Origin of the sequence: Microcoleus sp. (assembly GCF_041354475.1) — a bacterium.
Classification (GTDB): Bacteria; Cyanobacteriota; Cyanobacteriia; order Cyanobacteriales; family Microcoleaceae; genus Microcoleus.
Genome location: NZ_JBGJZU010000122.1, coordinates 1 through 11,250 on the forward strand (window position 1 = coordinate 1; position 11,250 = coordinate 11,250).

Here is an 11,250-nt window from a genome sequence, read left to right on the forward strand (position 1 = left end):
ATTTTCACCGATTGCAGTATTCGAGATTATTGGGATGAGCAAAACTCTCTGATGGTTGACCGCGATATTAATGCCGCGATTAATTTAAAGAGACTGGGGTTGGACATTTTCCCCAGTATAAAACGCCGTGGTGGGAATCTTTCTGTAGTAGGAACTATGGATGAAGCGTACCAGAAGGAAATTTTGTATACCCTTAGTAGGGCTGCAAAGATGCCCACGTCATAGCTGTACTCGGCTTGACGTGGGAGTATGTCACTTCATTTTCAACCACCCAAACACCTGTTCGGCGGTAAGATTCAGAGGAATTATTTCTGGTAGGGGAAGGCGATCGCCTCCTTCGCAGAATTGCGGTGCCTGGTTTGGTAAAAACGCTAAAATCGAGCGATCTTCTGGATCGATTAACAACCCCAATTCACAGCCATGTTTGAGACAGTGTATAATTTTTCTAGTTATACGATTTGAGCTTTGTTGTGGCGAGAGAATTTCGATAGTCCAATAGGGTGCAATTAGCACTTCATCTAAGGGTTCCCCACTCTCATCAAATTGAATTTGTTCCCACAATAGTACCGCAATATCTGGAACAATCGATCGACCGTCAAATGTACATCGCAACTCTGGAAAAGCATAAGCGATCTTTGAATTTTCCGTCACCTGATTAATGGCGTTGCAGGTTCTTAATTGCAATCGGCTGTGCTTTGTTTTAGGCATCGGTTTCTGGATAATTTCACCCTCAATGTATTCGCTAGCAGGTTTGGTTTCCGGCCGTTTCAAAAATTCTTCAAGGGTGAGGCGGTCAGTGGCGATGCTCATAAATCTGTTCCGCAATGCTATCTATTTCGAGTATAACATCACTCGGCATCTTTCAACTGATATCACTGGGGAGCATCCCAATTTTGTAAAGGCGAAGCATTCCGGCAAACAATTGATTAGTTATAAGCATAGACTTACTGCCGGAATGCTTCACCCCTACGAATATATTTGCAAAAATGGGATGCTCCCTATCACTGTGACCAATTATTAGACATCTCTCCTAATTCCTTTGGAACAGGCAGGATGCTTGTTATTTAATGTCTTTTGCTGCGGGAGGCTAGGGCAAAAGATTCTTCGATCCAAGCCAAGTTAGCTGCATTGCGATCGGCATATTCTCGATCGCCTTCGGGAGTGCGCCCAAAATTGTTGTTACTTCCCGGAATATTAATCCCACAAAACATAATTTCCTGATAATTCCAACGGATATTTTCACGGTATTTAGTAAACTTTGGATTCTCGCTTTGACGAGTCAGAGTCAAAGTCTTTTTTCCCTGAGTTTGATTTCCTTGAGTAAAAATTTCCCGCAGTTTAGCTAGTCTCTCTACTGGATCGTAACTACCATTATTTGAGCGGTGACAATCAGTCCATTCGTTGTCGCCATAAACCAGAATAAATGGAATATCAAATTTTTGAAATAATTCTTTCCCACTGACAAAAGTTGCATCATCGCAGACAGTATAACCGTTTTTGAAGTCGCCGTCATGGACAACAAAAGCGGCTGGCGATCCATTGATGTCTGCTACCAAATTACTAAATTTTGCTTCCTGTTCTGCACTGTATGGCAAGTCGCCAATTAAGGCAAATTCAAAACTTTTCTCCCCTAAATTACGAGCATAAGTTACAGAATTTATTAGGCTAAATCCTATAATTAAAACCACCGAAATTAAGGCAAGAATCACATATTTTTTATTCATTTATTTGAAGTAGAAAGTCTACTTAATTAATTTAAATGTTTCTTCAGCCAAGCGATCGCCCCTTCGACATCAGTAACGACTTCCGCATCCGGTATCGGTGGCCTCTGCACCATCACCACGGGAATTCCCAATTCCCGCGCCGCGACAATTTTGGCATAAGTCGCATCACCACCGCTGTTTTTGCTGACAATGGTATCAATCTGATATTCGAGCAACAATTCCCGTTCATTTTCTAAGAAAAAAGGCCCCTTTGCTAAAATTAATTTGCTTTGAGGGTATAAAATACCTAGGGCTGGGGGTTCGATCGCCCGAATTAAAAACCAAATAGAATCCAGACTAGAAAAAGCAGTCAATTCCTGTCTACCAATAGTGAGAAATACGCGCTGCGATCGCTCAGATAAAGCCATGGCAGCCTGTTCATGGTTTTCGACTTCAATCCAGCGATCGCCCTGCACCGGAGTCCAAGCAGGACGCACCAGCATCAAATGTGGCAATTGAAATTCAGCAGCAGCGGTGGCTGCATTCATCGAAATCTGAGCAGCAAACGGATGAGTCGCATCAATTAACAAGTCGATCGCGCGATCGGTCAAATACTCACCCAGTCCACCTACTCCCCCAAACCCACCAATTCGCAGCGTACCCGTTGGGGTGGAAGGTTGTTTAGTGCGTCCTGCTAGGGAAGAAACCACCTCCAAGTTAGCGATTTGGGAAGCCCGCGCCGCCAGTTCAGTCGCATCCCCCGTTCCTCCCAAAATTAGCAAGCGTTTTTTCATAGAATTCCCCTTACCCGATCTAGTCAAGACTTAACAATATAATATGTTAAGTAAAGTTTTAACTACCAACAGCTATGATGCGATCGCTCTTGACATTTTTGACAGTATTAGTTGTAAGTGGGATAGTTTGGGTAGGAAATGTAATGCCAGCCTCCGCAGAAGTTCAACCCACAGATATTACCGATCCCCAGCAGCAGTTAGCAGAACTCGTTCAGAAAGCTTTTGAAGCGACAAACGAAGGCAAATTCCCCCTGGCTGAAAGTTTTTGGACTCAAATCATTGACAAATTTCCCGATCAAGCAGCCGCTTGGAGTAACCGTGGTAATTCTAGAGTAAGTCAGAACCAGCTACAAGCAGCAATTGCCGACTACGAAAAAGCGATCGAACTCGTTCCCGAAGCTCCCGATCCGTACTTAAACCGCGGTACAGCCTTAGAAGGTTTAGGACGGTGGGAAGAAGCGATCGCCGACTACAATCATGTACTAGAATTAGACCCAAAAGATCCAGCAGCCTACAACAACCGAGGCAACGCCGAAGCAGGTTTAGGTCAATGGAAACAAGCAATTATCGACTACAACAAAGCCTTTGAACTAGCACCTGAATACGCCTTTGCTCGCGCCAACCACGCCCTCGCCCTTTATCAAAATGGACAAACCAAAGAAGCAATTCGCAACATGAAAAACATTGTTCGCAGATACCCCCAATTTGCCGACATGAGAGCTGCCCTCAGCGCTTGTCTGTGGGAGGCGGGACAGCGTGGGGAAGCTGAGAGCAATTGGGTTGCCGCCGTCGGCCTCGACTCCCGCTACAAAGACCTCGATTGGGTTAAAAATACCCGCCGTTGGCCACCAGTTGCAGTCAGTGCTTTGGATAAATTCTTGAACTTGAAATAATACCAAAGTTATTGGTTATTGGTTATTTGTTATTGGTTATTTGTTCGTTAGAGTAACCAATTCCCAATTCCCAATCCCCAATCCCCAATCCCCAATCCCCAATTCCCTATTCTCTATCTCCAATGACCCTTAACAATTCCCAAACCAGTGCCGGAGTCAACTCTTCAACATTCCTCAATACTGAGACAGCACCAGCATTTTGTAGCGCCGCAGTATAAGCTTGGCATCGCACCGCATCCTCCAAAACATGAGGTGGCAAAATTCCAATTCCCAGCCAAACTCGCGACGGTTGTACTTGACTGGCTTTGACAATAGTGTAAATATCTGCAACAGTATCCCCTGCATAAATCACAGGCAAACTTTCTGGTAAAGCGTTCAGGTTTTCCAATTTTTCAATAGTCGCAAATAGTCCAGTAGGATCGGGTTTTCCCGGTGCATCTTCCATCGCCACTAATACAGGGGAATTTAAGCCGAGTTTCCCTGACAAAACATAGGTAGCTTCATCCCGCATCGCCCCGCTAAAAAAGCCCCAAACTATACCACCTGTGGTTAAACTTTCCAGGTAAGCCGGACTTAGCAGCAGCGGTTCGTCGCCAATGTAACCAGTCCAATTTTGCTCGTCGGGGCCACGATAGCGACTTTGGAAAAATGCTACTAACTCGTTATAGTCGATCGCGCTTTCCGTTCGCGATCGCCCCATTCCCTCAAAATAACGGTAAACTAACTCTTGTGAAGCTTCCCAGTCATTATTCCACACTCCCTCAGACTTGAGAGAGTCAATATCAATAGAATTGGGACGAAAAGCACCCCCCGTGAAATGCTCCACCGCATCCGCCAGCGCCCGTCGGTAAGAACCAGACACATCCCGCACCACACCATCAATATCAAAAACTACAATCGCTCTGTCTGCTGTCATCAGTGCCCCACCCGCAGTTAACTATTGGCATTTTACCTGAGCCAATGTCGGAATTTTAAGTAAAAATGACAAAAGTATGCTAAGCTTAGCGATTGTAGAAATTTTTAATAAGTTCGATCGAAACCCCGGAGGTTTGTTTGTCCAAGTTCATCTTAAAAGTTCTCTGGCTAGAAGAGAATGTTGCCCTCGCCGTTGACCAAGTGGTCGGTAAAGGAACTAGCCCGCTGACAGCTTACTTTTTCTGGCCCCGCAAGGATGCGTGGGAAGATCTCAAAAACGAACTCGAAGCCAAACACTGGATTGCCGACAACGATCGCGTCGAAGTCCTCAACCAAGCCACAGAAGTAATCAACTACTGGCAAGAGGAAGGCAGACGGCGACCAATGAATGAAGCTCAGTCAAAATTCCCCCTCGTGACTTTTACTGGCAGCAACTAATCACAGTTAACAGTTAACTGTTAACTGTCAACTGTTAACTGTCAACTGTTAACTATGTAATTATTTTTTCCTTGAGCGGAATCTATGGGCGGCAACAGTACAATCAACCAAACTGAGCAGCTACCGCTGGTAGTAAATCCTGATATTCTCCAGCAAGCTATTCTCTACAAAATTAATACTCGAATTACCGCTCGCGGAGAAATAGTGTTTCCCTGTGTACCGGGGATGCTAAACCACTATCTCCAGTCAATCGAAAAACTATTCAGCACTCTCGACAGACCTCTGCCAGCAGACAGAAAAGAGGAACTGAGCAAACTGTTAGCCAGCAAATTAGAACAAGGCTACCAGTCTTCTACTGCTTCGATGCTGATACTTCAATACGAGTCAGTTCAGCCTCCCCAAACCGGTTTAGCTTGCAAAGTGCTCGTGGCTACCTCCACAGTAGGAGAACAGTATAAAAGTTGGGTAGATACCAGGGAAGCTCCCCTATTCGGCTCCCATCCAGATGCCAAATTGATGACAACGGTTGCTAAATTGGGAAGTCCCGATCGCGTGCGGATTTTGGACGTGGGTGCTGGTACCGGCCGCAACACTTTGCCCTTGGCGAGATTGGGCTATGCTGTCGATGCGATCGAACTAACCCCAGCTTTTGCAGAACAGTTACAAACTGCTGCGACAGCCGAAAACTTACCAGTCACAGTGACACTAGGCAATGTACTCGACCCCTTAGTGCGGATGAAACCGGCTCGCTACCAACTTGCAGTCGCCGCCGAAGTCATCTCTCATTTTCGAGACAGCGACGAAGTGCGGCTGTTCCTAGCAAAAATGTGCGATTCCCTCTGTCCCGGAGGTCTATTACTCTTCAGTACATTTTTATCCGTAGGTGACTACCAACCAGATCCCCTCGTGCGACAAGTAGCCCAACTTTCCTGGTCTACTTTATTTACGCCCCAAGAACTGACTGTGGCGATGGAAGGCTTGCCCCTAGCCCCCATCTCCAATGAATTGGTATTTGAGTACGAACGCACCCATCTGCCGGAAGCAGCTTGGCCCCCGACACCCTGGTTTGCCAGTTGGGCCACAGGTCGTGATGTTTTTCCCATGGCCAATGGACGCCCCCCGATGGAATTGCGCTGGATTTTGTGTCGCCGGAGTTAAGAAGCGCAAACACCGAAGAATAGCGATCGAGCCAATAACATAAGTTTTGGTTAATTTTTTGTTTTGTAGCTTTTGTACATAAAAATTAATAAAAATTGTACTAGAATATGCAAAGAGTGAAGCTCGATCGAGACTGGCGCAGCTAGAGTTAAGATCGGACAAACTTATCCCTTAAGATAGATGACATTCTGAGGGAAAAACATCGGCTAATTAATTCTCTCGCTAGATCAGCGATAATCCTGACACACAAATATGCTTTTAACACGTCCACTACAAGCGTTTCGAGCAATCTTCAGGGATAAACCTTCAACGAATAGAACGATCGAACAAAAAAGTAGTAAAAATAATTTTGGGGGGAATATTTATCCCACTCCCAATCAACAAATTGACTGGTCTATCGAATTGGAAAGACTGATGAATAACGTGAAATCTGCCTGTACCAACGAAGAGATTACCGCATGGCTACGCGGATTGCTGACAATTGCTTGGGCTGACGGCAACTTTGACGAAAACGAGCAACAACTGATTGCGACTCTAACTCACGATGAATTAAATTTAGTATCTTTGGAGACAGATTTTGAACCAATTACCCCAGAAGAACTAGCTGGTGTGTTAGGGAAAAGTACCGCCAACGGTGAAAATTTCTTGAGAACCGCAGTCATGGTAGCTTTAGCAGACGGTACTTATTCCCTTTGCGAAGATGAATTGCTAGAGAAATTTTGTACAGCATTAGGTCAAAATGTGAAAGTGATAGAAGCTCTCCGACACACCATGGAAGGAACCGAATACCCCCTAGAAAAACCCGCAAGCTCAGCAGCCACTGTGGAGTGGAATGTGGCAACACCCCTCAGTGCAAAACCGCTGCAACCACCCCACAAAGATGTCCTACAACCAGTCAAAGACTGGCTCGACGGCTGGGAAATTCACGACCCCAAGGTGGCACACTTTGTCTGCAAAATGATTCCGCCCCAGTGTCCGTTTGAGCGAGATATTGTGTTATTTGGCCGCAAAATCGTACACATTCCGGCGATGTGCCAGATTAATCCGCTTTACGAACAGTTGGTGGGGATGCGCTTCCGAGCTCTGTGCTATTTAGCCGATGATTGCAAGGAAGATATCTCGTCCTATTGTTAGTCATCAGCCAGGACTCATTAGTTAGTAGCGTTGAAACTACCCAATCTCCCATAGTCGTGGAATAGGAAGACTGTGCGGTCTTAATATTGCAAAACAGGCGAATTATGCTCACAAATGGTATAATTAACCGCTACTTACTAATGACCACTGAGTCGGGAATGGTTGATGGGGAATAGGCAATGGTTCATGGGGAATAACCAATAACCAATAACCAATAACCAATAACCAATAACCAATTACTAATTAAATTATGCAATTTATCGATCGAGCAGATATTCAAGTCGCAGCCGGCAAAGGCGGCGACGGTATGGTTGCTTTTCGCAGAGAAAAGTATGTACCAGCGGGCGGGCCAAGCGGGGGCACCGGCGGGCGGGGCGGTTCAGTATTTATGGTGGCGGTAGAAAGTCTGCAAACCCTGCTAGATTTTCAGTACAACCGCATCTTTAAAGCTGAGGATGGGAAGCGCGGTGCACCGAAAAATATGACCGGGGCTGGTGGGGACGATCGCACAATTGAAGTTCCCTGCGGTACTGTAGTTTACGACGCGGAAACTCAGGCAATTTTAGCAGATTTAGTAACCCCCGGACAGACTTTTTGCGTTGCCAAAGGCGGCAAAGGCGGTTTGGGAAATAAATGTTTTCTCACCAATTCTAACCGCGCTCCAGATTATGCCATGCCCGGTGGAGAAGGAGAACACAAGTTTCTGCGGCTGGAATTGAAGCTATTAGCTGAAGTGGGAATTATTGGTTTACCAAATGCCGGCAAATCTACCCTGATTTCTGCTTTATCCGCCGCTCGTCCTAAGATAGCAGATTATCCGTTTACAACTTTAGTCCCGAATTTAGGCGTAGTCAGAAAACCGACGGGAGACGGTACGGTTTTTGCAGATATTCCAGGATTGATTGAAGGGGCTCACGAAGGTGCCGGTCTGGGTTATGAGTTTTTGCGGCACATTGAACGAACTCGGTTACTGCTGCATTTGATCGATGTTACCGATGAAGACCCGATCGCGAATTACATTACAATTCGGGAAGAATTGAAAGCTTACGGGCGAGGTTTGGCAAATAGACCGCAGATTTTGGCTTTTAATAAGGTAGATGCGATCGATCTAGAAAGCGCAGAAATGGATAATTTGATTTCTAGACTTCAAGAAGTCAGTGGCTCCCCAATTTTGTCTATTTCCGCTGTCAGTCGAGTGGGATTGGATGAGTTGATGCAGCAGGTTTGGCAGAAACTTGACGAATTGAATGAAAAAGAAGCAGCGGAACTTTTAGCAGTTGCAGTTTCCTAGCCGAAACGGGTTCTGCTTTTCCAGAAATATAGCAACCGCCAAAACGCCTTGGCGACTGCTATTTCGACTCAAGCGAACAAGCTGGTTTCTCCTCACCCGTGGGTAAATTGCCGATCAAATTTGGTTGGAGTTACGAATCAGCCCGTTGTAATCAATTCTGACCTGTCCATTTCGAGAAACAGTAACAACGCTTTCTATCCTATAGACAGAAGAACCAGGTCTGCTTCCTTTAAAAGAAAATGTCCAAGTACCATCGCCATTGTCTACAAACGGCGCTTCCGAAGAAACACCGTGCATAGAAGGTTCGGCTCGATATTCTCCCAAGCCACCGTTGGCGACTTCTGCTGCTTGACGAGCTAGGTTTTTCGCCCGATTCAGTTCGATATTATTGGAAACAACTGTGATTTCGTCGAATTCACCTTGAGGAGAAGGATTGGCATTACTCGCTGAGGGACAGACTCCAACAGCCATAATTGATAATGCTACCAGATAAGGAAGCCTGATGTTTGGTTTCATAGGGCAAAGTGATTTATAGTTTGTCAGATATACAGCAGTTAAACCAAAAATCCGGTAACAACAAAAAAATTTTTTAAAGCGGCTTCTGCCTTCTGTTTTAATTTTTAAGTTTTACTTTGGCATCAACCGTGGATTCTCCATCATTCAAATACTGATAACTCATCCGAGAAATATCGCGAATCAAACTTTGAGCAGGCTTCTCTGTTTCCGGGGAATGTTTCACCATTACCGCCACTAAATAACGCTTGCCGTTTGGCAAATCTACCATCCCTGCATCGGCTAGCAAAGTGTTAATATTTCCCGTTTTATGAGCAATAATTGCCTCATCCCCCAAACCTTTGGGTAGCAAACTATCATTTTTAGTTTGCCTCATGATTTGAAAAATGCGATCGCGCGATTTCACTGACACCAAATTACCCCGATCGATCTGGGCAATAATATTAATCAAATCCTTGGGACTCGTAGTATTAGTTCCCTCTAAATCCGGCAATTTACTGCGAATAACCGTCGCCCTCAAACCCCAGGTTGCAAATTTCTGATTCAAAACTTCTGCACCTCCCAACAACTCAATCATCATATTTGTCGCCGTATTGTCACTGACAACAATCATTTTTTTGGCAACTTCCAAAGCCGAATACTTCGTACCCGGAGGTTGGTCTTGCATCTCTCCCGAACCGCCCACAATGTCTTCGGCGCGTAGGGTCAACATCTGATCTAGTCGCACTTTTCCCTCATCTACAGCTTGGAAAAAAGCTACTAAAATCGGCACTTTAATCGTACTAGCTGAAGCAAAAGTAGTGTCGCCGTTAACATTTAGGTAGCTTCCACTATCTAAATCGACTAAGAATACTCCCGCAGTCAAGCTAGGGTTTTCCGTGGTCAAAACCTGAACTTGCGTTTTGAGGGTGGCTAATTCTTGATTCAGTTGCAGTGCAGGGGGGGCTAGGGTTGTAGCTGCGGCGCTATCACTTTCTGGGGGAGTTTTTTGCCCATTAGCTCCTGGAGCGTTCTGTTCTTGTGCTGTGGAACCCGATCGACTCACAGCATTCACCACTGACAACATTGTCCCGCAAATCACCGCCATCCCAACTCCCAAAATCAACAAACGAGTAGCGTACACCAGCGGTGGTGTCGTGCTAGGTGTGGGTCGTTTGCGGGGTTTATCGCTGGCTTGGGGGCGCTGTTTGGGGTCGGGGCGTTTTTTGACCTTGGGAGGCGTTTCAGTGTCTGCAATGCGACCTAGATGGGACTGGGAGCGACTTCCGGGACGGGATGCAGGGGTGGTTGGCGGTCTGAGCTGGCTGTTGGGATTGCTGGCCGGACTAAGATTTTCTGGTGTTGGCCCTGGATTGAACAAATCTACAGCAGCGAGGCCTTTTTTGGGAGATTGACGGCTCTTCGACTGGGGAGTTTTGGTGGTTCGGGGTTTTTTACCCGTAATTGGAGATTGGGGATTCGATAAAAAGTCTGGTGTGTTTAATTCTGCGGGGGGATTAGCAGGGGAATTTGCCCTAATTCTGCTGCCACTTGGTGGTTCCAATGGTAGAGTCGAAGGTTCTTTTGCTTGACTGGAAGCTGGCGGTTTTGGTTTCTGCGATTGGGTGGAACCGCGGCGGCCTGATTTGCTAGACTGATTTGTTTTGCTCGACTGCTGAGATGATATTGAGGAGATCTCTGAGAATATCGATCGCTTGGGAAACCGCTCTGCCACGTCTTACTCCTTCACCAATGTACACTTCAAATTGCTGATTTTTAATCGGGCTCGCTCGCCTTTTGAGCTGGATAATCGGGCAACGCCTGATCCAGAGTATCAGAAACAGGACCGATCGGGTGAGTTTTTCCGATCGCCCATTCTACTTGCCGCAGGATGCCCCGCAACATGGCGACTTCCCCAACGGAAGGATAGGCGCGATTATATAAATGGCGAAATTTTGCCATCCGGCTGGCTGCTGTGTGGGGATGCAAGTATCCCACTTTTAACAACAAAGTTTCTAGTTGCTGGTAGTATCCTTCTAAATTTTCAAAGGTAGCAGAAGCATCTTCTTCCTTCACCGCTTGGGGGAGGTTCTTCTTCATTCCCCCCTTGGGGGGGGTAGGGGGGGGTTCTTCTTCATTCCCCCCTTGGGGGAAGTAGGGGGGAGTTTCCTTATTTTCCTCCCAAGGGGGGGGTGGAGTTTCCTTATTTTCCTCCCTTGGGGGGGGTTCCTTATTTTCCCCCCTTGGGGGGGGTTCCTTATTTTCCCCCCTTGGGGGGGGTTCCTTATTTTCCCCCCTTGGGGGGGGTAGGGGGGGGTTGACTTCGAGGAGGGGGTTGACTTCGAGGGGGGGGTTGACTTCGAGGGGGGAGTTGAGTTCGAGGGGGGTTTTGACTTCTAGGGGGGAGTTGAGTACGAGGGGGGGGTTGACAT

11 protein-coding genes and 2 pseudogenes are annotated in these 11,250 nt (G+C 46.4%); 6 read left to right on the forward strand and 7 right to left on the reverse strand.

All coding sequences use genetic code 11. The annotated features are described in order from the left end of the window. Positions 1–225, forward strand: a pseudogene (locus tag ACBR23_RS27385) (RNA-guided endonuclease TnpB family protein); the annotation flags it as partial. 27 nt (positions 226–252) lie between these two features. Here ACBR23_RS27385 and ACBR23_RS27390 read toward each other — a convergent pair. The 3 genes from ACBR23_RS27390 to ACBR23_RS27400 all read right to left on the reverse strand — a co-directional run bounded on the left by ACBR23_RS27390 (position 253) and on the right by ACBR23_RS27400 (position 2,497). Next, positions 253–810, reverse strand: a complete 558-nt coding sequence (locus ACBR23_RS27390) for a Uma2 family endonuclease (RefSeq protein ID WP_371120804.1) — start codon at positions 808–810, stop codon at positions 253–255. A gap of 254 nt (positions 811–1,064) precedes the next feature. After that, on the reverse strand, positions 1,065–1,724 hold the full coding sequence (locus ACBR23_RS27395) for a hypothetical protein (RefSeq protein ID WP_371116103.1): 660 nt from the start codon (positions 1,722–1,724) through the stop codon (positions 1,065–1,067). Between the two features lie 26 nt (positions 1,725–1,750). Then, positions 1,751–2,497, reverse strand: coding sequence for a cobalt-precorrin-6A reductase (locus ACBR23_RS27400; RefSeq protein WP_371116104.1), 747 nt, complete (start codon positions 2,495–2,497; stop codon positions 1,751–1,753). A 74-nt stretch (positions 2,498–2,571) separates the two neighbouring features. Between ACBR23_RS27400 and ACBR23_RS27405 the strand changes: the two genes are divergently transcribed. After that, positions 2,572–3,390, forward strand: a complete 819-nt coding sequence (locus tag ACBR23_RS27405; RefSeq protein WP_371120805.1) for a tetratricopeptide repeat protein — start codon at positions 2,572–2,574, stop codon at positions 3,388–3,390. 106 nt (positions 3,391–3,496) lie between these two features. Here the strand turns inward: ACBR23_RS27405 and ACBR23_RS27410 are convergent, their stop codons facing one another. Continuing rightward, positions 3,497–4,306, reverse strand: coding sequence for a TIGR01548 family HAD-type hydrolase (locus ACBR23_RS27410; RefSeq protein ID WP_371116105.1), 810 nt, complete (start codon positions 4,304–4,306; stop codon positions 3,497–3,499). A gap of 116 nt (positions 4,307–4,422) precedes the next feature. Here ACBR23_RS27410 and ACBR23_RS27415 point away from each other — a divergent pair, with 116 nt between their 5' ends. The 4 genes from ACBR23_RS27415 (at position 4,423) to obgE (ending at position 8,326) form a co-directional block, all read left to right on the forward strand. Further along, the gene (locus ACBR23_RS27415) at positions 4,423–4,743 is read left to right on the forward strand and encodes a 30S ribosomal protein PSRP-3 (RefSeq protein WP_340523226.1); all 321 of its coding nucleotides are present in this window, start codon (positions 4,423–4,425) and stop codon (positions 4,741–4,743) included. Positions 4,744–4,827: 84 nt separating this feature from the next. Further along, the gene (locus ACBR23_RS27420) at positions 4,828–5,901 is read left to right on the forward strand and encodes a class I SAM-dependent methyltransferase (protein WP_371116106.1); all 1,074 of its coding nucleotides are present in this window, start codon (positions 4,828–4,830) and stop codon (positions 5,899–5,901) included. A 252-nt stretch (positions 5,902–6,153) separates the two neighbouring features. After that, positions 6,154–7,035 carry a Mo-dependent nitrogenase C-terminal domain-containing protein gene (locus tag ACBR23_RS27425; RefSeq protein ID WP_371120994.1) on the forward strand — a complete coding sequence of 294 codons (882 nt, stop codon included), beginning with the start codon at positions 6,154–6,156 and terminating at the stop codon, positions 7,033–7,035. A gap of 250 nt (positions 7,036–7,285) precedes the next feature. After that, on the forward strand, positions 7,286–8,326 hold the full coding sequence (gene obgE, locus ACBR23_RS27430) for a GTPase ObgE (RefSeq protein WP_371120806.1): 1,041 nt from the start codon (positions 7,286–7,288) through the stop codon (positions 8,324–8,326). Positions 8,327–8,440: 114 nt separating this feature from the next. On the opposite strand, the gene ACBR23_RS27435 is transcribed toward obgE, so the two are convergent. From ACBR23_RS27435 to ACBR23_RS27445, 3 genes and pseudogenes are all read right to left on the reverse strand, one after another. Beyond that, positions 8,441–8,842, reverse strand: a complete 402-nt coding sequence (locus tag ACBR23_RS27435; protein WP_371120807.1) for a hypothetical protein — start codon at positions 8,840–8,842, stop codon at positions 8,441–8,443. Positions 8,843–8,939: 97 nt separating this feature from the next. Beyond that, positions 8,940–10,553 carry a serine hydrolase gene (locus ACBR23_RS27440; protein ID WP_371120808.1) on the reverse strand — a complete coding sequence of 538 codons (1,614 nt, stop codon included), beginning with the start codon at positions 10,551–10,553 and terminating at the stop codon, positions 8,940–8,942. A 41-nt stretch (positions 10,554–10,594) separates the two neighbouring features. After that, positions 10,595–11,250: pseudogene (locus ACBR23_RS27445) on the reverse strand (hypothetical protein); the annotation flags it as partial.

What these genes read in the sequence shown, in the direction of transcription:
- ACBR23_RS27390 (WP_371120804.1), bottom strand. Translation starts at nt 810, where the DNA reads ATGAGCATCGCCACTGACCGCCTCACCCTTGAAGAATTTTTGAAACGG.
- ACBR23_RS27395 (WP_371116103.1), bottom strand. Translation starts at nt 1,724, where the DNA reads ATGAATAAAAAATATGTGATTCTTGCCTTAATTTCGGTGGTTTTAATT.
- ACBR23_RS27400 (WP_371116104.1), bottom strand. Translation starts at nt 2,497, where the DNA reads ATGAAAAAACGCTTGCTAATTTTGGGAGGAACGGGGGATGCGACTGAA.
- ACBR23_RS27405 (WP_371120805.1), top strand. Translation starts at nt 2,572, where the DNA reads ATGATGCGATCGCTCTTGACATTTTTGACAGTATTAGTTGTAAGTGGG.
- ACBR23_RS27410 (WP_371116105.1), bottom strand. Translation starts at nt 4,306, where the DNA reads ATGACAGCAGACAGAGCGATTGTAGTTTTTGATATTGATGGTGTGGTG.
- ACBR23_RS27420 (WP_371116106.1), top strand. Translation starts at nt 4,828, where the DNA reads ATGGGCGGCAACAGTACAATCAACCAAACTGAGCAGCTACCGCTGGTA.
- ACBR23_RS27425 (WP_371120994.1), top strand. Translation starts at nt 6,154, where the DNA reads ATGCTTTTAACACGTCCACTACAAGCGTTTCGAGCAATCTTCAGGGAT.
- obgE (WP_371120806.1), top strand. Translation starts at nt 7,286, where the DNA reads ATGCAATTTATCGATCGAGCAGATATTCAAGTCGCAGCCGGCAAAGGC.
- ACBR23_RS27435 (WP_371120807.1), bottom strand. Translation starts at nt 8,842, where the DNA reads ATGAAACCAAACATCAGGCTTCCTTATCTGGTAGCATTATCAATTATG.